Here is an 18500-nt window from a genome sequence, read left to right as displayed (position 1 = left end):
GAATCGACCAATTTAATACACTCAGGTAAGTGAGTAAAGGACATTTAACATGGGAAAGTGTAACCGAAAGCCGTTTTTTGGGGTTGTAAATACACCACTAGACCCCATAAACTGGTGCAAGTTTAGTGAATTTAATCGTCTTGGTTTGCGTTTAGACATTAAAGATATCTTCGTCATACGAAAAGACAGTTACCGGGTGAGGTTTTAGCATGAGTAATACAATCGAAACAATTAAAGAGCAAATTAGCAGTAACGATATTCTGCTTTATATGAAAGGCAACCCACGCGCTCCACAGTGTGGTTTTTCATCTCAGGCAGTTCAGGCGCTTATGGCGTGTGGTGAGCGTTTTGCTTTTGTGAACATTTTGGAGAACCCAGATATTCGCGCTGAGTTACCAAAATACGCTAACTGGCCAACATTCCCTCAGCTTTGGGTAAAAGGCGAGTTAGTCGGCGGATGTGACATCATCGTCGAAATGGCAGGTAACGGTGAATTGCAAGCCTTGATCAAAGAAGCGGTTGGCTCTTCTGAAGAATAAGTGAAAAAACGATCGACTCAGGTCGGTCGCTTTTAACGACTAAGTGTAAGTTTGTTAACCATATAAGACGTAAAAAGGAGATCTTAGATATGTCTATTTTAGTGGGTAAAAAAGCACCTGATTTTACAGTTCCTGCGGTTTTGGCTGATGGCCAAATTGTTGATTCTTTTAACTTAGCTGAAACGATTAAAGGAAAATACGCCATTGTATTTTTCTACCCTTTGGATTTCACGTTCGTATGTCCTTCTGAAATCATTGCCATGTCTCACCGCATGGACAAATTCCGTGAAATGGGTGTAGAGGTTATCGGTGTGTCTATCGATTCTCACTTCACTCACAATGCGTGGCGTAATACGCCTGTTGATCAAGGCGGTATCGGTGCTGTTGAATACACACTGGCAGCGGACATGGATCACGCTATTGCAAAAGCTTACGGTATCGAGTCTGAAGGTGGCGAGTCTTATTACCCTGCAGGTGTTGCGATGCGTGCATCTTTTGTTATTGACCAAAAAGGTGTTGTTCGCTCACAGGTCGTGAATGACGAGCCTATTGGCCGTAACATGGATGAATTGGTTCGTATCGTTGATGCGCTACAATTTTTCGAAGAGCATGGTCAAGTTTGTCCAGCAGGCTGGAACAAAGGTGATAAAGGCATGACGACATCTCCAGAAGGTGTTGCGGCTTACCTTTCTGAAAGTGCTAAATCTCTATAAGACATGTGTTTTATAGCCATAAAAACGCCCACTACTGAGTAGTGGGCGTTTTTTTTAGCTCTCATACAGTTCCAGCGGCAAACCATCGGGGTCGGCAAAAAAGGTAAAACGCTTGCCTGTTAATTCATCCATTCTTATTGTTTCTGTGGCAACCCCCTGACGATTTAGATGCGCTACGCAATCGTCCAAATCATCTACCGCAAAGGCCAAATGTCTTAAACCTTGCGCTTCCGGTCGCGATGGTCTTTCTGGTGGTGCCGGAAATGAAAATAGTTCAATTTGCTGGTTTGCGTTGATCGCCAAGTCTAATTTATAAGACTCGCGACTTTCTCGATAAGTTTCCGCAATGATACGAAAACCAAGCGTCTCACTGTAGAACGTTTTAGAGCGCTGATAATCAGAACAGATTATTGCGATATGGTGGATATGAGATACCTTCAACATCATAGCGGCTCTTATTGTTTTGTTTGCGCTTTTAATTCATTTGCCACATCGATGACTTGTCGTCTAAACCAAATATGGCTGGCGTCGTGATGCAGTAATGGGCTCCAAATCATTTTCAGTTCAATTTTTGGGATATCGAATGGCGGATCAAGAATGACGAGATCTGGGTTCTTTTTGTTTACCATAGCCACTTTTTTTGGCAAGGTCGCTATAAGATCTTGTTCAAGGGCAAGGTGCATGGCGGTATGGTAGCTGCGTGTGAATACTCGGATGCTGCGTTTGTGTCCGAGTGTTTGTAGGGCTTCATCTACCCAACCTAATTTTTGTACGTCTGTGGGGTCCATTCCAACACCGACACCAAAGCCCGTTTTGCTTACCCAAATATGTTGAGCTTGTAAGTAGGCATCAATATCAAAATGGTCTTTCACTGGGTTTTTAGAACTCATCATGCATACAAAAGTGTCAAACCAAACGCTCTTTTGGTGAAAGGACTGCGGAAGCTCTTCAAAGCGATTAATCGCCATATCGATTTTTCCTGCCTCCACGTCGTGAAAGGTGACGTCGCTGGGAGTCATGATGTCTAAGGTGATGCCGGGGGCAAATTCCCTTAATCGATTTAATAACCTGGGAATGACCGTGGAAGCTGCATAATCACTCGCCATAATACGAAACACACGCGTACTGGTGCTTTCGTTAAAGTCGGCTTCTGGCTGCAATGCTTCTTCTAGCTCCAAAAGCACTTTTCGGACAATCGGTTGTAAGCGTAATGCTTTCTCAGTGGGTTTCATGCCTTCACTGGTGCGCACTAACAGTGGGTCATTAAGCAAATCTCTTAATCGCTTTAACCCGTTGCTCATCGCGGGTTGGGTAATATTCAGTTTGCTTGCAGAGCGCGTGACGTTGCATTCTCTTAGCAGTACATCGAGGTAAATAAGAAGATTAAGATCGATTTTATTAATATTCATATTTTTTATGGCGTTCGCATGGATTATATAGTGAATCGATTGTATTGCCCTTTGTGCAAACTACAACAATAGTTTGCACAAATTTAGGGGCGTTTTTGGCCATTTGCTAACAGCAAGAACTAGATGTTCGATAAAATGGGCACAGCGCAACACAGATCGATAAAACGCTGGGCATTTTGAGTCAGGGCGGTATTTTTAGGTGTGACAATCAATAGGTTTCTATTTAATGCCAATGGGGTTTGATACAGACGAATCAGCCCAGAGTTCAATTCTTGAGAAATGGCCATTCTAGATAAACAGCCCAATCCCATTTGATGTATAACCGCTTGTTTTACCGCTTCCATATGCGCAAGGGAAAGCACAACATTGAGCTGTGGGATGTGCGCTGCAGTGGCTTGTTCGAGTATGTTGCGTGTGCCTGACCCAGATTCGCGCATAACCCAACTGGCTTGCTCCAAATCTTCCCATGATAAAATGTCTGAGCGTTCTTCTTCAGCGGAGCCAAAAACCACCAGCTCATCTTTTAACCATACTTGTGTCATTAGCTCGGCGTGCTGGCAATAGCCTTCAATAAAGCCCACTTCGGCTTTGCCAGTTAACAGTTGTTGAATAACACTTTGAGTGTTCCCTATGTCCAAATTGAAGCGAATGTTCGGATGTTGTCGCTTAAAGAGAGACATCTGTTTGGGGAGCAGGTAGTTGCCCACACTGACGCTGGCCGCTAAATGAAGAGAACCGCTGAGCTCGTCCTCATTCCCCATGCTTTCAATTTGTTCAATTTGGCTCAGAACCGCACGGGCTTGGGGCAGTAAATGTCTTGCTTGGGGGGTAATTTGTAAACGCTTACCATGACGACGAAAAAGAGGACGTCCGAGTAAGGCTTCGAGTTCTCTGAGTGCTTGGCTGGCGGCGGGTTGGCTGATAGACACCATTTCGGCCGCTGCCGTCACAGATCCAGTATGAACCACGGCTTCAAATATCTGTAATTGTCTAAGTGTTATTCTCATGAGGCTATTGTAGCGTTGTTTTTATGGCGAAGAGTAGTGTTATGTTGGTGGGGGTGATAATTGATCAAGGGCGTAAATAAATCCGCGTAACCAATTGTGTATTTTTTAATAATGGTATGAAATATGCAGAAATTTTACTGAGTAACTCTCTGCTGAGTTTACTTAATTAAATGCGGTCTGTGTTATCTGCTTCCACAAGAAGCGATCTACAAGCCTCTGTGATTAACCAAAAGTTAATACGACGACCTTAAGGATTCCACTATGAAAATCACCCATCGTTGGCTCTCTATTGCTGAGGGCTGTCTGCTTGTTGCTTTAGGAATACACATTTTAAATTCTGCGGGTTTGCTGATTAGTGGCACCGCTGGGGTCAGTATGATTTTGTTAAGACTGACTGACTTGTCCTTTGGGGCGTTGTTCTTTTTGTTGAATATCCCATTTTATCTATTAGCTTGGTGCACCCTTGGTCGGGACTTTACGTTTCGAACGTTTGCGAGTGTGAGCTTGTTGTCCATTTTGTCGGAACTGATGAAGCATTATGTTGTGCTGTCTATTCATCCCGGATTATCCGGCGCGTTAGGTGGCTTGTTGGTAGGATTTGGTCTCATTATTTTGTTTCGTCATAACGCGTCTTTAGGTGGATTAAACATATTGGCGGTGTATTTAGAGCGCCATTTTTCCATTCATGCCAGTAAAACGACGCTCATTGCTGATATTGCAGTATTGATTGCGGCTCTGATTTTCTTAGATTTAAGTCAGTTGGGGTATTCGTTGGTGGCGTTTCTATTATTGAGTTCAGTTGTTGGTCGTTATCATCGACCGCCAAAGTGGGCGCAAGTGGCGTTGGTGGACGCCAAAGTCAGTTGATATGAGAAAAGTGCCTTTCAGGTGCTTTTTCTTTTGTGTCCAGTTTGTGACTTCCCCTTTCTTGTCATATAGCTAAGATCAAATTCTGTTACTTTATTTAAAAGAGTCGTTTACATTTCATTTTTTTATCTGCATAACTTAGATGGATATTTTGCCTAGAACGGGGTTAATATTCAGGAATATTACTTAAAATTTGTTCGATTATGGCGTTTAAATTACTTTCTACAAGTAATTGTGAAATCATAGAAAAGGCATAACTAGGTATGAAGCAGTTCCCAACAGTGTTAATTGTCGATGATGTACCAGAGAATTTACGCGTTTTACAGGAAGTTATGGATGCATTGGATTGCCAAATTGCTGTGGCAAATTCTGGTGAACGTGCGTTGGAGCTGTTAGAGCGAACCCAGCCTTGCTTGATCTTATTGGATGTCATGATGGGGGGGATTGATGGATTCGAGACTTGTCGCCGGATCCGTATGCACCCGCAACATAAAGACGTGCCGGTTATTTTTGTAACGGCATTGGCCGATGATATTAGTCGTGGATTTGAGGTTGGCGGCAACGATTACATTAGTAAACCGATCCGAATAGAAGAAGTACGAGCTCGAGTACAGCATCAGTTGGAAAAGTTTCAGCTAGTGCATGAGCTTCGTGAACTGACGTCTCAATTAGAAGAAAAAGTACGCGAGCGCACCGCCGACCTAAATCTTTTAAATCGAAATCTTCGCAAAGAAGTGAATGAGCGACGTTACATGCAAGATAGACTGAAGTATTTGGCTCAGCATGATTTTGTGACGCAGCTATACAACCGTGACGCACTTGATGAACACGTTTCCTATCTTATTTCTGGCATACAATCGAATACATCTGAGCACACTCCCTATTTTGTTTTGATTGATATCAACGAGTTTCGTTTGATTAATGATTCCTGTGGCTGTATTGCAGGGGATGAGTTGTTGCATCAGCTGGCGGTGTTAATGGGCGGTTTGGCAAACCCGCAACGAGATTTTTGTGCTCGTTTAAGTGGTGATAAATTTGCCATTGTTATCAGCCAAGGTGGGAGCCAAGCGGTAGAGTCTTTTTTCCGTTTGTTGCAAAAAGCCATTCAAGACTTTTCTTTTGTGTGGGACGAACGGCAGTTTCGAATGACGGTAACACAAGTGGCCATGCCAATTACCCTTGATATGGTGTCGTTTGAGCAAGTTGTGATGCTGGCGGATGAAGTGTGCTACACCAGCAAAAAAGCGGGTGTCCATTCGCGTATTATTAAAAATGCCCAAGACTTAGCGTACGAGGAGCATCGTGGCAATTTAAACTGGGGACTGCGTATTATTGATGGCCTTGAAAAAGACCTGTTTCAAGTGCATTTCCAGCAAGTGTTTTCATTAATAAAAGATGAACCGAAGAAAAAAATCGAAATATTGGTTCGGCTTACGGATGAAGAAACGGGCAATTTAATTTTTCCGAACGACTTCATTCGAGCGGCCGAGCGTTTTGGTATCGTTTCAAAAATTGACCGCTGGGTGATTCATCACACGATGCAAAAAATGGCGGAAAATAAAGCGCTTTGGGACTCGGTTGATCAGGTGGCGTTAAATGTGTCGGCGTTGTCGGTGAGACAAGCCAATTTTGCAGAGTTTATTGTGGAGCAGCTCGCGCATTTTCAGCTCGATGGCGCTAAGTTCTGCTTTGAAATTACGGAAACCGAAGCGTTAAACAATTTCACAGACACCCGTCGTTTTATGGCGTTATTGCATCAATCGGGTTGTACGATCGCATTGGACGACTTTGGTACAGGTTTTTCCTCTTTCGCTTACCTGATGGATTTGCCTTTCGATTTGATCAAAATTGACGGTATGTTCATCAAGGATATGCACCTCAATGAGCTTCACTATGGCATGGTGGATTCGATTGTGAAGCTGGCCAAAATGTTAGATAAGCCAGTTGTTGCAGAGTTTGTTGAGAACCAATCTATTGTGGATAAGCTCAAATTGCTTGGTGTGGAGTGGGGGCAAGGCTACTTTTTCCATAAGCCTGAAAAATTGTAAGTCTAAAGGTCAACTTAGGTGTTAGGCCAATTGCCGAGGGATTTTTAACATGGATATTCAACTCCCGCTGATTCTCAAAATATTGGTCTTTTTGTTTTGCGTTACGGCGTTTGTCTTGGTCGTATTACAACTCGCTTTTTTAATCCGTTTCAAACTGTTGCAGCGACGCTATTCAAGAGCCATTTTGGCCACCAATGCGGGTGTTTGGGAGTGGTACCCTGAAACGGGGCGTTTGTATGCCTCCACAGAATTCTTTATGCAACTTGGGTTCGAAGAGAAAAAAACACCCAAATCTCTAAAAGACTGGCTGGCCTTTTTGTCACCAGAAGATCGCATCACCTTTGAGCGCTGGAAGGCTGTTTTACTGGAGGATGAGGTTAATCTTGCTCCCAGATCGATTCGTCTCAAAATCAAAAATCACCTTCAGGAAGCGCATTGGGTCGAAATGCGCGGCAGCGTGGTACGGCGCGATGCCCGTAAACGTGTTTACAGTGTGGCTGGCATTTTTGAAGACATTGGTCATATTGTTGAAACCGAAAATGAACTGATTGTGGCGCGAGAAGAAGCCCGCCGTCGAGAGCTGACTTTGTCTTCTTTGCTGAACAATATTCCTGACATTGTCTGGTCAAAAGATGAGGCTGGACGTTATTTGGATTGCAATCAGGCATTTTTGGATTTTAACTCTTTGTCCGTTGAGGAGATTCAAGGCAAGAATGACCTAGACTTAAACCTCGATAGAAAAGGGGGTTATTACTTTAACCAAGACAAACATGCGTTAGAAGCAGGCGTTACGCTGCATGAGCAAACGTGGGGATACCCTAAAGATGGCAGTGAGCCATGCTTGTTTGAGGTATACCGTGTGCCCGTCATTGAACCTTCCATAAACTTTCGTGGCACTCTTGGCATCGCTCGAAACATCACAGAACGTCACCGTTTATTCAATGAGTTGAAGCTGTTTAAAAGCTTTGCTGACAATTCGGCACAGGGCTTTGTGATGGCGACTTTAGAGGGTGATATAACGTATCTAAATAAAAAAATACGGCAACTGCTGAGCGTCTCAGGTGAAGAAAACGACGCGTCCTTAGCGGATTTGAACTACTTGGATTTTTACCCTGAAGTGAGTCAAAAATTCATTAAATCTACTGTCATTCCTTATGTGAAAGAGCAAGGTGTCTGGGAAGGAGAATTGCAAGCCAGAAGCTTAAATGGTCGCCTGTTTGCAACCCATGAGACGTTCTTTCTATTGCGAGACGACGAAGGAAAGTCTACGTCTTTAGGGAATATTATGAGTGACATTACCGATCAAAAAAATGTCTCTCTCCAACTAGAGCAAGCGAAAGAAGCCGCTGAGCAGGCTAACCAAGCAAAAAGTCATTTCTTGGCCAATATGAGCCATGAAATTCGTACCCCACTGAACGCGATTATTGGCTACGCTCAACTCATCAGTGAGGACAACCAGCTAACGGGAATGTCGAGAACACGGTTTTTGTCCATTGCCAGTGCAGGCAATCGATTGTTGGGGTTGATTAACGATATTCTCGACATCGCTCGAATAGAATCGGGACGGCTTGTGTTGCACGAACAAAAAACCGATTTATGCCGAGAAGTCAGTCAAATAGGTAAGCTGTTTCAGGGCGAAGCGCAACAAAAAGGCTTAACCTTAATCGTTGAATGCCATATTGACGATGGGCAAATGGTCATGATTGACCCAGTTAAGTTTCAGCAAATACTGACTAACCTACTGGGCAATGCCGTGAAATTTACCTCTCAAGGCTATGTGAAAGTAACGGCTCAACTGGTTGATAATCGAATTCATATTATTATAGAAGACACCGGGCCAGGGATTGAGTCTGAGTTAATGGAGCATTTATTTACGCCCTTCATGCAAGGTAAAGCGGGAGAAATTTCAGGAGGAACCGGACTTGGTTTGTCTTTATCGACAGCCTTGGTAAAACTCATGGAAGGTTCTTTATCTGTGAAAAGCAGCGATGGCATTGGTACTCAAATAACGGTGGATTTGCCCTTGCTCAAAGCGGGTGATCGCCAGGCAATCAATGTGGACAATGAAGACGCGATCCTCAGTATGAGGTTGAACAATCCCATACGTGTATTGGTGGCAGAAGACGACGCCTGGTCTAGAGATATTCTTGTGTCTTTGTTAGAAAAAGCCGGTTGCCAGATTTTAGAAGCGGAAGACGGCGAGCAAGCCATTGAGATTTTTAGGACGAATCCACCGGATTTGATAATGACGGATATTCGAATGCCTAAAAAAAGCGGCATTGATCTATTAAAAACGATTCAAAGAGAAGATAAGAACCATCAAATACCGGTGATCGCGGTCACAGCGTCAACGTTAGTGCATGAACAGCAAGCGTTATTGGATGAAGGCTTTTGGCAGGTCATCGCAAAACCTTATCAAATTAAAGAAATTTATAAATCCTTGGTGACGCACTTGGATGTGTATTTCGTGCCTGCACCAGAATCAAAAAGAACCTCTAACACGGACGACTTAACCGTTTCTTCCCTAAATGATGATATGAGTACGGAGTGCGATTTAACGCGGGACGATTGGCTGCCATTATTGTCAGCAGCCCAAAGCGGTGACGTTCAAGCCACTGAACAAGCATTCCACTCTTTGAGTCGGTACCTCCCTGCGACCTACAAAAGAACACTGCAATCCGCGATTGAACAATTCGATCTCGGATTGGTGGAGTCTTTGATTGCCCAATATGAGGACAAAGCATAAACACACCTGAGCATTCTGTTCATATGCGGATTGCTCAAGGCTTCCTGAGTGCTTTAGGTTTGACATAAAATCGCCTCATAGATACTGTCGAACAAGACAAGTTATAAGAAAAGCGCCTACAATAGAGCCTTTTACTTTTTCGCTAATACACACTAAACCGCAACAGGTAGCCCAATGACCCATTTCGCCTCTAGTGACTTTCCTTTTACCGCGGTAGCGGGGCAAGATGCGCTAAAGCTGGCGTTGATTTTGTGTGCCGTTAATCCACAAATCGGCGGTGTTTTGATAAGTGGCCCGCGTGGATCGGCAAAGTCTACCTTGGCGCGAGGATTGTCTGGCGTGATGCCCGCTTTACAGGGAGAAGAAGCCGTTCCTTTTGCAACGCTGCCACTTGGCACCAGTGAAGATCGTTTGCTTGGTGCATTGGATTTAGAGCAAGTTCTGCAAGACAAACAGGTTGCTTTTAAACCCGGTTTATTGAGCAAAGCCCATGGTGGCGTCTTGTATGTCGATGAAGTGAATTTGCTTGCCGACCATTTAGTGGATCAACTCTTGGATGTGTCCGCCAGTGGCGTCAATCGTGTTGAGCGTGATGGACTCAGTCATGAACACGCGGCGCGTTTTTTGTTGGTGGGCACCATGAACCCCGATGAAGGCGAGTTGCGTCCACAGCTAAAAGACCGCTTTGGCCTGATGGTGGAATTGGTTAATCAATACAGCCTTGAAGAGCGTGTACAGATTGTGCGTCTCCGCGATGAATACGACCAAGACGCTCAAGCATTTTGTGATGCCTTTAGGTACAAACAGCGTAATTTGAAAAACAGCATTCGCTTGGCAAGACAAGTTTTAGCGCAAGTGCGTTGCTCTGATGAATTGCGTTTAGAAGTGGCAAGCCGCTGTCAGCTAGCAAATGTTGATGGTGTGCGTGGTGATATTGTTTGGATTCGAGCCGCCATGACCCATGCCGCTTGGCGCGGTGCAAAAAATGTCTCTTTGGACGATGTTCAAGCCGTCGAAGAGTTGGTGTTGGCTCATAGACGCCAAGTTAACTCTCAGCCTTCAGCATCCAGTCCGCCGCCGTCTCGTCGACCTGACGATTCTCGTTCGTTATCACCCAATAGCAGTAATCAGCCTCAAATTGATTTATCACCAGACGGTGAGCCAAATGAGCAAAATGGTTCGGGGGAATGGGGCAGTATGTCGCCTCAAACGCTTGCGAGCAGCGCGCCCATCAATGTGGTTGTTCACGGTTCACAGAGAGAGCGCTGCGCCGCTCAGTCATTTATTGGCGAGGTAGCGCCGGGAAAGCATAAAGGCAAGCAGCTGGGCGGTTATCGTCCCGATGTCGCGCAATCTGTTGACCTTCCTTCCGCAGATGGAATTGACTGGTTTAGAAGCATTGTCAGCCAGCCGCAAGAATGGCCACCGAAAAACCTGACGCCTAAGCCCGCTAAGACCGGTCAATCTGTTTTGCATTTGGTGTTATTAGACACATCGGCATCAACCTTGAGTCAAGGTGTGTTTGCCCATGCCAAAGGCGTGATTTTAGACATTGCACAGCGTGCTTATTTGGCTCGAGAACAGATTGCTATTTTAGGCTTTGGGCAAGAGGGCGTGTCGTCTATTTTGCCTAAAGTGCGCGCTCCCAAAGAAATCTCTGATTTATTGGACGATTTAGGCGCGGGTGGCGGTACGCCATTTCGTGTTGCAATCGAAAACGCCAGCCAGTACTTGGCACAACAGCACAAAACCAACAAGAGCTTACTCAGCCAAACCTATATACTAACGGATGGCCGAACCCAAGCCGACGTATCTGACCTTGTTTTGCTGGGTAATACTGTATTAATCGATACTGAAAACGCGCCAGTCAAGCGTGGTCGAGGCCAAGATATTGCACAGCATTTGGGCGCACAATACGTTCTATTGAGCTCTTTTTTACCGACTATTTAGACACATTTTAGAGATGGCTTTATGACCTCTTCTGTTGTTCATTGTCCTGCATTATTTTTGACAGCACCTGCGTCGAATCAGGGCAAAACCACCATTACGGCGGCGCTGGCGCGTTACTTTACCAATCAGGGAAAAGTGGTTCGCGTGTTTAAAACGGGTCCCGATTACCTTGACCCGCAGATTTTAGCGCAAGCGTCTAAACAACCCGTCGAGCAACTGGATATTTGGATGGCGGGCGAAGAGTATTGCCAAGACATGCTTTATCAAGCCGCTCAAGTAGCGGATTTGATCTTGGTGGAAGGTGCCATGGGCATGTTTGATGGCGAACCTTCCAGTGCAGACCTTGCGGCTCGTTTTGGTATTCCCATGGCGATTGTTATGGACGTTAAAGGCATGGCGCAAACCGCTGCGGCGGTCGCGACTGGCTTGGCGAATTTCCGCGATGACGTGCAAGTGGCAGGACTGATTGCCAACCGTTGTGGCAGCGAACGCCATGCGGAATTGATCCGCGATGCATTACCTGCAAACTTACCTTTGCTCGCCACCTTAAAGCGTGATGAAGAAATTACCTTGCCAGAGCGTCACTTAGGTTTGGTGCAAGCAGACGAAGTAAAAGACGAGCTCGAAGTGCGCTTTGAAGCCGCTGTGGAATGGCTGAAAGAAACGCAAGACACTGGCTTGTTGGCATTACCTAATGCCGTGCCTTTTTATGCTACTAAGCAAGTAGATGACAATCAAGTCATCGAGCAAAGCTTGCAGGGGAAAACCATTGCGGTGGCTAGAGATGCTGCGTTCAGTTTTATCTATGATGCGAACCTAATTGCGTTGAAAAGTTTAGGCGCAGAGGTGGTGTTTTTCTCGCCCTTGCATGATCAAGCTTTACCCGATGCTGATGCTCTTTGGCTGCCGGGTGGTTATCCTGAATTGCACTCCAAAGTGCTCTCTGAAAACCTTTCAATGCGCCAAGCCATCAAGGCTTTTTTCCATTCGGGAAAAGGGATTTTGGCGGAATGCGGCGGCATGCTTTATAGCTTGGAGGATCTAACCGATTTGGATAATCAGTGTTATCCGATGTTGGGGATTTTAGCTGGCCAAGGCGCGATGCGCGGCAAACGCGGTTGCCAAGGTATGCAAACAGCGGTGATTCCACAAGGTGAAATTCGCGGCCATGCTCATCACAGATCGCGCAGCGCCAATACGCCGGAACCGGTTGGTTATGGTCGTCGTCAGCGACACCCAGCACCGGGCGAGGCGATTTATCAGCAGAAAGGCTTAACCGCCAGTTATTTGCATTTGTTTTTCCCTTCCAATTTAGACGTTACTGCTAAGATCTTTTTAGCCGGTCAGCAGGGCTAGCGGATTATGTGGCCTGAAAGTGCTGAATCGACCGCGCCACTGCGTACTGGTTTAACCACCGGAACCTGCGCGACGGCTTGCTGTGTGGCGGCGGCTCAGGCACTTTTTGCCCAACAACAAGATGCAAGCGTCAGCGTCACCTTGCCCAAAGGCAAAGTGGTTGATCTGCCAATTATCGAGTATCAAGCAGTCGACGGCGGCATCAAAACCGCGACGATTAAAGACGCGGGAGACGACCCAGACGCGACCCACGGAGCAACCTTATTTGTCGAGCTGAGATTATCCCCAGAGCAGGGCGTACGCTTTCATGCGGCGCAAGGCGTGGGCACTGTGACACGCACGGGCTTGCTGCTTGATGTTGGCGAACCAGCAATTAATCCAGTGCCGCGTAAAATGATGACCGAGCATTTGGAAGGTTTTGCGCAAACCTATCAATATCATGGTGGTTTCGATGTGTCTGTCGGCGTGATCAACGGTGAGCAAATTGCACAAAAAACCATGAATCCACGTTTGGGAATTTTGGGGGGCTTATCGATTCTCGGCACCACAGGCATTGTGCGTCCGTTTTCTTGTGCTGCTTACATTGCGTCTATTCATCAGGGCATCGATGTGGCACGTGCTAATTCAATCACCCACATTGCCGCTACCACAGGCAATGCCAGTGAAGACGCTATAAAAAGTCATTATCAGCTCGATGATATGGCGTTGATCGAAATGGGTGACTTTGTGGGTGCTGTGTTAAAGCACATTAAAAAAGTGGAATCCACCGCACCTGTTCAGCTGACTAAGTTAAGTATTTGCGGAGGCTTTGGTAAGATCAGTAAGCTGGCCCAGCATCATATGGATCTAAACAGTCGTGCATCCAGCATCGATCTTGCTGCCTTGGCACAACTTGCCGCCAGTTTGGGTGCTGATGATGACTTGCAAGAGCGCATGACATGCGCCAATACCAGTGTGGAAGCCTTGTCTTTTGCTATGTCAGCAGGATTACCGCTTGCCAATGCCATCTGTCAGCAAGCCTTAGATTTTGCACGACAGTACATTCCCGCTCACATCGAGTTAGAAGTCTGGGCGATTGATCGCAAAGGCCAATTTGTTGGTAAAGCCTTGGATGCTGATTTAACACAGCGAGACGAGTCATGAAGGTTTTATTATTGGGTGGCACCGCTGACGCTCGCCGTTTGGCCGACTCGTTACATAGAGAGAATGTAAGCGTCATCTACAGCTTGGCGGGGTTGGTACGCGTGCCCAAAGTCGATTGCCAGCTGGTGGTGGGGGGATTTACCCAATTTGGCGGGTTGGCTCAGTACTTAAAAGACAATAATATCGGCGCGATTTTGGATGTGACCCATCCTTATGCGCAAACCATGAGCAGCAAAGCCGTCACGGCGGCTAAAGATGTTGGCATTCCCTGTTGGCGTTTTCATCGCCCCGCTTGGAAACAAGAAGAGGCCGATCGCTGGAAATTTTATCAAGATGAAACCGATTTACTGGTGCAGCTTGATGACTTTCGAGTGCCCTTATTAAGCGCTGGGCAAATGAGCGAAGCCTTGCTCAAACGTGTTCTGCAATTACCAAGCGTTGAACGCATTGTGTGGCGAACGGCGTTTGAGCCTAAGTTTGATCTGCCAGATAACATCGATTGGATAAAAGCCATTGGCCCTTTTGCTTTAGAGGACGAGCGCCAATTGTTAGTGGATCACGGCATTGATGTTATCGTTAGTAAGAACAGCGGCGGTTCGGCCACCTATTCCAAGCTTGAAGCCGCCAGAGAATTATCTATTCCCGTTTTATTGCATGCTCGGCCGATTTTGCCAGAAGCCGAACGTGAATTTAGTGACACGGAAGACTGCTTGCAAGCTTGTTTGGCCGCTTGGGGCAAGGCTTCTACTCACATTAAACATCAACAAAAAGACAACCAACAGTGACTTCTTCAGACGACGTTCAATACAACTATCAATACGAAAATAACCCTCAAGCTATTGAGAATGACAGTTTTCGACAAATCCGCGAGCTAACTGATTTGTCTGGCTTGAGCCAAGACCAGCAGCAAGTCGTTATGCGCGTAGTGCACAGCCTTGGCTTGCCTGACGTGGCCGAGCAAGTGCGCTTTAGTGCCAATGCAACTCAAGCAGGCCGCGAGGCGTTAGCCAATAATGGCGCGATTTTGTGCGATGTGGAAATGGTCAAGCAAGGGGTGACCAAACGCATGATCACTCAGGACCCCTTGTGCTTTTTGAACGATGCGCGCACAGCAGAATTGGCGAAAAGCAAAGGCGAAACTCGCTCTATGGCGGCACTGAGTTTATGGCAACAAGATCTTGCTGGCAGTGTAGTATTAATTGGTAATGCGCCCACCGCCTTGTTTCGTTTATTGGAAATGATAGAACAAGGCGCGCCAAAACCCGCTTTGATCATCGGTATGCCGGTGGGTTTTGTCGGCGCAGCGGAGTCGAAAGACGCGCTTTGGCAAGCTCATGAAAAGCTTGGTATCGAATGCATTACCTTGCTCGGACGAATGGGCGGCAGCGCCGTGACATCGGCCAGCTGTAATGCATTGTTGCGCTGCAATCTAGGCGAGTATTATTAATGTTTTTTTGTTCCTTCCCCTTATCTTCAAGGGGAAGGTTAGGATGGGGTTGTTAACTTTTTGGACCCCCTCCCAGCCTCCCCCTTAGCAGGGGGAGGAGTTAAACACTTTTTTGTTCCTTCCCCTTATCCTCAAGGGGAAGGTTAGGATGGGGTTGTTAACTTTTTGGACCCCCTCCCAACCTCCCCCTTAGCAGGGGGAGGAGCAGGCTGCGATGTCTAATGAAGCACTGATACCTCGTCCCTTGGTACGGGGATATTGAATGGAAATAGGTTTATGAAACACACACAAATGCCAATCCATGTTATCGGTTTAGGCGTTAATCAAGCGGCGCATTTGGATGATGCGGCGCAAGCGGTTTTGTCGAGCTTGTCGGCGCATGATGTTGTTTTAGGCGCTCCGCGTCAGCATGACACCATCACACACTGTGCTCATCTGGCTCGTCGTGAAGATCTGCCCAAACTCAGCACGTTGAAAGAAGCCTTTGCCAATTGGCAATCCGAAGGGACGAAGCAGGTGGTGGTGTTGGCCTCTGGTGATCCGCTGTATTACGGTATTGGCGCTTGGTTGATGCGCACTTTTTCGCTTGAGTCGCTGCAGTTCTATCCGAATGTGTCCAGTATTCAAGTAGCTTGTCATCGTCTTGGTCTTTCCTTGCAAGACGTGCAAGTGGTGAGTTTGCATGGTCGGCCTTTGGTGTCTTTACGTCGTTATTTGCAGTCGAATAAAACCTTGGTGTTACTGACCGATCAATACAGTCAGCCGAAACACATTGCCGAAGAATGTGTTAAAGCAGGGTTGGATCAAAGCGAGATAACCGTATGTGAAGCCTTGGGTTATGAACAAGAAAAAGTCCGTACGTTTGTCGCAAATTCTTTGATAGACACTGAACTCGAATGTGATCCACTCAATGTGATTGTGGTGAAAACCAGCCAACAAGCCTCACTTTATCCCAGCAGTGTTGGCATTCCTGATACGTCTTTTGTGACAGATAAAGGCGATGGAAAAGGCATGATTACCAAGCGAGAAGTGCGTTTGGCAATTTTGTCTTACATGGACATTCAGCAAGGCGACACAGTGTGGGACATTGGCGCGGGTTGCGGTGGTGTGAGTGTAGAAATGGCCTATTGGCATCCTCGTAGTCAAATTATTGCCATTGAACATCATCCTGACCGCTTGGCCTGTTTGGCGGCCAACCAAGATCGATTTGGTGTGATGCAGAATTTATCGATTGTCGCAGGGCGAGCGCCGGACGTGCTGGTGGATTTGCTTGCTGGCAATTTTTTTACTGACAACAACGCACAACATGGCAGGCCGAACAAAGCCTTCATTGGCGGCAGTGATGGTGAATTGAATGCCTTGATGACGCAAGTTTGGGAGCTATTGCCCGATGATGGCAGCTTGATGGTCAGCGCTGTTACCGAAGAGACAAAATATCAGGTCATGCAGTTCGCCCAACAGCGTGACCAAGCACAAGACGCCGACGAGCAGAGTTTGCAGGTGTCCATTACCAAAGGCGAGCGATTGGCGGGGCAGCGTTTATTTCGTCCTAGTCTGCCCGTGACGCTTTATCATTTTCGAAAATATACGGCCACAACATCGGCCATCAATACAAATCATAAGGAAAGCGCACAATGAGTGCCTCGGAAACATCACAAAAAACAGGCCGATTCATTGGTGTGGGCGTTGGCCCCGGTGATCCAGAATTGATCACTTTAAAAGCCTTACGTTTAATTCAGCGTGCCAGTGTGGTGAGTTACCTTGCCAACGACGAAGGGAGTTCTCAAGCGAAAACCATCGCCAGCGAAGCCTTCGCTGGCGTGACTCATGCGCAAAATGAAATAGCCATTGTCATGCCGATGTCGACGGATCGTTCGTTGGCGAATGAAGCGTACGACAATGGCGCAAAAGCCATTGCCAATGAGTTATCGCAAGGCAAAGACGTGGTCTTCTTGTGTGAAGGCGACCCGTTGTTTTTTGGCTCTTTCGCGTATTTATTAGAGCGCCTAGAAGGCGATTTTCCATGCCAAGTGGTGCCGGGCGTGTCATCCATCAACGCGGCATCGTCTGCCTTGAATCATCCGTTAACCGTGTTAAAAGAATCCTTTGCGGTGGTGAGCGGTCGTCATACTGCCCAACAAATTGATACTGCGCTAGAACAACACGACAGTGTGGTTATTATGAAAGCAGGACGTGCGCGTCCTCGCATCTTGATGGCGTTGCGCAAAACCAATCGTATGCAAGATGCCAAATATCTTGAATACATTGGCCGTGACAACGAACGTATCGTGCGCGATGTATCCACCTTGGAAGACAAAGCAGGGCCGTATTTCTCCTTGTTTGTGGTGACTAGAAGCGAGCGAGGCACTCGGTGATACGCTTTATCGCATTAACGCCAGCAGGTGAAAGTCTCGCGCAAAAACTCTTGTCTAAAGGCGTACAAAATAATTGGCCGGATGCGGTCGTTGATTACAAGCCAAAACCTTTCGCCGAGTTTGTTCAAACGGGGTTTAAAAACGGTGATTGGCTGGTGTTTATTTGTGCCACTGGCATCGTCATGCGAACGCTCGCGCCGGTGCTGCAAGACAAATATCAAGACCCGCCAGTCTTGGTATTGGACGAAGATGGCAAGTTTGTCATTCCGCTTTTATCTGGTCATGAAGGCGGTGCAAACGAGTGGGGCGCACAAGTGGCAGCATCCCTTGGCGCACAGTTGGTGATGACCACCGCGAAGCCTTACTTGAATCCTATCTATACTTTGGGAATGGGCTGCGAACGCAACTGTCCGCTGGAATTTATCGAAAGCCTGATGCTTGAAGCTCTAGCGCAAAAAGGCTTAACGCCAAACCAAATCCACTCTTTAAACAGCATCGACATCAAAGCCGATGAAACCAACCTCATCGCTCTCGCAGACAAATACCATTGGGACTTTAACACCTACAGTGCGAAAGAACTTGCGCCGATGGAATTGCTTCTTAGCACAAAATCCGACTACATCTTTAGCACCGTCGGCGTCTACGGCGTTGCGGAATCTGCCGCGCTGTTAGCGGCTCAAATGGAAACCGGCAAAGAACCTGAGCTTATGTTAAATAAAATCAAAAACGCCAAAGCGACCTGTGCGGTGGCGAGATCGTATCAATCTCGATAAGCTGGTAAGAAACACAGACAAAGCGATAAGGTTGTGAGCGTTCTAGGTGGAAAATGTAAGTAATTGTATAAATTTGACCGATATATACGGGACGTTCAGTATAATAAATTTTTGAAGATCTCCCTAT

16 protein-coding genes are annotated in these 18500 nt (G+C 46.5%); 13 read left to right on the top strand and 3 right to left on the bottom strand.

Features of this window, described 5'->3' with window-relative positions:
* The first annotated feature begins 209 nt into the window (after positions 1-209).
* Positions 210-539 carry a Grx4 family monothiol glutaredoxin gene (gene grxD / locus AABA11_RS12135; protein ID WP_265728160.1) on the top strand — a complete coding sequence of 110 codons (330 nt, stop codon included), beginning with the start codon at positions 210-212 and terminating at the stop codon, positions 537-539.
* An 89-nt stretch (positions 540-628) separates the two neighbouring features.
* A complete protein-coding gene (locus AABA11_RS12130) occupies positions 629-1252 on the top strand; it encodes a peroxiredoxin (protein ID WP_265728161.1) in 624 nt (207 codons plus the stop codon).
* A gap of 54 nt (positions 1253-1306) precedes the next feature.
* Here the strand turns inward: AABA11_RS12130 and gloA2 are convergent, their stop codons facing one another.
* From gloA2 to AABA11_RS12115, 3 genes are all read right to left on the bottom strand, one after another.
* The gene (gene gloA2 / locus AABA11_RS12125) at positions 1307-1696 is read right to left on the bottom strand and encodes an SMU1112c/YaeR family gloxylase I-like metalloprotein (RefSeq protein WP_265728174.1); all 390 of its coding nucleotides are present in this window, start codon (positions 1694-1696) and stop codon (positions 1307-1309) included.
* Positions 1697-1707: 11 nt separating this feature from the next.
* Entirely contained in the window at positions 1708-2661 is a 954-nt protein-coding gene (locus tag AABA11_RS12120) for a LysR family transcriptional regulator (RefSeq protein WP_265728162.1), read from the bottom strand.
* 119 nt (positions 2662-2780) lie between these two features.
* Entirely contained in the window at positions 2781-3668 is an 888-nt protein-coding gene (locus AABA11_RS12115; RefSeq protein WP_338268272.1) for a LysR substrate-binding domain-containing protein, read from the bottom strand.
* A gap of 261 nt (positions 3669-3929) precedes the next feature.
* Between AABA11_RS12115 and AABA11_RS12110 the strand changes: the two genes are divergently transcribed.
* The 11 genes from AABA11_RS12110 (at position 3930) to AABA11_RS12060 (ending at position 18373) form a co-directional block, all read left to right on the top strand.
* The gene (locus AABA11_RS12110; RefSeq protein WP_265728165.1) at positions 3930-4535 is read left to right on the top strand and encodes a YitT family protein; all 606 of its coding nucleotides are present in this window, start codon (positions 3930-3932) and stop codon (positions 4533-4535) included.
* 263 nt (positions 4536-4798) lie between these two features.
* A complete protein-coding gene (locus tag AABA11_RS12105; protein WP_338268269.1) occupies positions 4799-6583 on the top strand; it encodes an EAL domain-containing response regulator in 1785 nt (594 codons plus the stop codon).
* Positions 6584-6632: 49 nt separating this feature from the next.
* On the top strand, positions 6633-9329 hold the full coding sequence (locus AABA11_RS12100) for a PAS domain-containing hybrid sensor histidine kinase/response regulator (RefSeq protein ID WP_338268266.1): 2697 nt from the start codon (positions 6633-6635) through the stop codon (positions 9327-9329).
* 174 nt (positions 9330-9503) lie between these two features.
* Complete coding sequence (locus AABA11_RS12095; protein WP_338268265.1) at positions 9504-11279, top strand: ATP-binding protein; 1776 nt, start codon at positions 9504-9506, stop codon at positions 11277-11279.
* A 21-nt stretch (positions 11280-11300) separates the two neighbouring features.
* A complete protein-coding gene (locus AABA11_RS12090; protein ID WP_265728169.1) occupies positions 11301-12635 on the top strand; it encodes a cobyrinic acid a,c-diamide synthase CobB in 1335 nt (444 codons plus the stop codon).
* 6 nt (positions 12636-12641) lie between these two features.
* The gene (locus AABA11_RS12085) at positions 12642-13778 is read left to right on the top strand and encodes a cobalt-precorrin-5B (C(1))-methyltransferase (protein WP_338268261.1); all 1137 of its coding nucleotides are present in this window, start codon (positions 12642-12644) and stop codon (positions 13776-13778) included.
* Positions 13775-14563, top strand: coding sequence for a precorrin-6A/cobalt-precorrin-6A reductase (locus tag AABA11_RS12080; RefSeq protein WP_338268260.1), 789 nt, complete (start codon positions 13775-13777; stop codon positions 14561-14563). Before AABA11_RS12085 ends, AABA11_RS12080 begins: the two co-directional genes overlap by 4 nt.
* A complete protein-coding gene (locus tag AABA11_RS12075) occupies positions 14560-15225 on the top strand; it encodes a precorrin-8X methylmutase (protein ID WP_338268258.1) in 666 nt (221 codons plus the stop codon). The genes AABA11_RS12080 and AABA11_RS12075 overlap by 4 nt, the downstream gene beginning before the upstream one ends.
* A 276-nt stretch (positions 15226-15501) precedes the next feature.
* Complete coding sequence (gene cbiE / locus AABA11_RS12070; RefSeq protein ID WP_338268257.1) at positions 15502-16863, top strand: precorrin-6y C5,15-methyltransferase (decarboxylating) subunit CbiE; 1362 nt, start codon at positions 15502-15504, stop codon at positions 16861-16863.
* On the top strand, positions 16860-17600 hold the full coding sequence (gene cobI, locus AABA11_RS12065; protein WP_338268255.1) for a precorrin-2 C(20)-methyltransferase: 741 nt from the start codon (positions 16860-16862) through the stop codon (positions 17598-17600). Before cbiE ends, cobI begins: the two co-directional genes overlap by 4 nt.
* A complete protein-coding gene (locus tag AABA11_RS12060) occupies positions 17597-18373 on the top strand; it encodes a cobalt-precorrin 5A hydrolase (RefSeq protein WP_338268253.1) in 777 nt (258 codons plus the stop codon). Before cobI ends, AABA11_RS12060 begins: the two co-directional genes overlap by 4 nt.
* Positions 18374-18500 lie beyond the last annotated feature (127 nt).

It is taken from the genome of Marinomonas pontica, assembly GCF_036322735.1.
Classification (GTDB): domain Bacteria; phylum Pseudomonadota; class Gammaproteobacteria; order Pseudomonadales; family Marinomonadaceae; genus Marinomonas; species Marinomonas pontica.
The sequence above is the reverse complement of the archived record's forward strand: the minus strand, read 5'-3'. Positions and strand labels throughout refer to the sequence as shown.

Coding starts and splice junctions, on each gene's coding strand:
- grxD (WP_265728160.1), top strand. CDS start 210: ATGAGTAATACAATCGAAACAATTAAAGAGCAAATTAGCAGTAACGAT.
- AABA11_RS12130 (WP_265728161.1), top strand. CDS start 629: ATGTCTATTTTAGTGGGTAAAAAAGCACCTGATTTTACAGTTCCTGCG.
- gloA2 (WP_265728174.1), bottom strand. CDS start 1,696: ATGTTGAAGGTATCTCATATCCACCATATCGCAATAATCTGTTCTGAT.
- AABA11_RS12120 (WP_265728162.1), bottom strand. CDS start 2,661: ATGAATATTAATAAAATCGATCTTAATCTTCTTATTTACCTCGATGTA.
- AABA11_RS12115 (WP_338268272.1), bottom strand. CDS start 3,668: ATGAGAATAACACTTAGACAATTACAGATATTTGAAGCCGTGGTTCAT.
- AABA11_RS12110 (WP_265728165.1), top strand. CDS start 3,930: ATGAAAATCACCCATCGTTGGCTCTCTATTGCTGAGGGCTGTCTGCTT.
- AABA11_RS12105 (WP_338268269.1), top strand. CDS start 4,799: ATGAAGCAGTTCCCAACAGTGTTAATTGTCGATGATGTACCAGAGAAT.
- AABA11_RS12100 (WP_338268266.1), top strand. CDS start 6,633: ATGGATATTCAACTCCCGCTGATTCTCAAAATATTGGTCTTTTTGTTT.
- AABA11_RS12095 (WP_338268265.1), top strand. CDS start 9,504: ATGACCCATTTCGCCTCTAGTGACTTTCCTTTTACCGCGGTAGCGGGG.
- AABA11_RS12090 (WP_265728169.1), top strand. CDS start 11,301: ATGACCTCTTCTGTTGTTCATTGTCCTGCATTATTTTTGACAGCACCT.
- AABA11_RS12085 (WP_338268261.1), top strand. CDS start 12,642: ATGTGGCCTGAAAGTGCTGAATCGACCGCGCCACTGCGTACTGGTTTA.
- AABA11_RS12080 (WP_338268260.1), top strand. CDS start 13,775: ATGAAGGTTTTATTATTGGGTGGCACCGCTGACGCTCGCCGTTTGGCC.
- cbiE (WP_338268257.1), top strand. CDS start 15,502: ATGAAACACACACAAATGCCAATCCATGTTATCGGTTTAGGCGTTAAT.
- cobI (WP_338268255.1), top strand. CDS start 16,860: ATGAGTGCCTCGGAAACATCACAAAAAACAGGCCGATTCATTGGTGTG.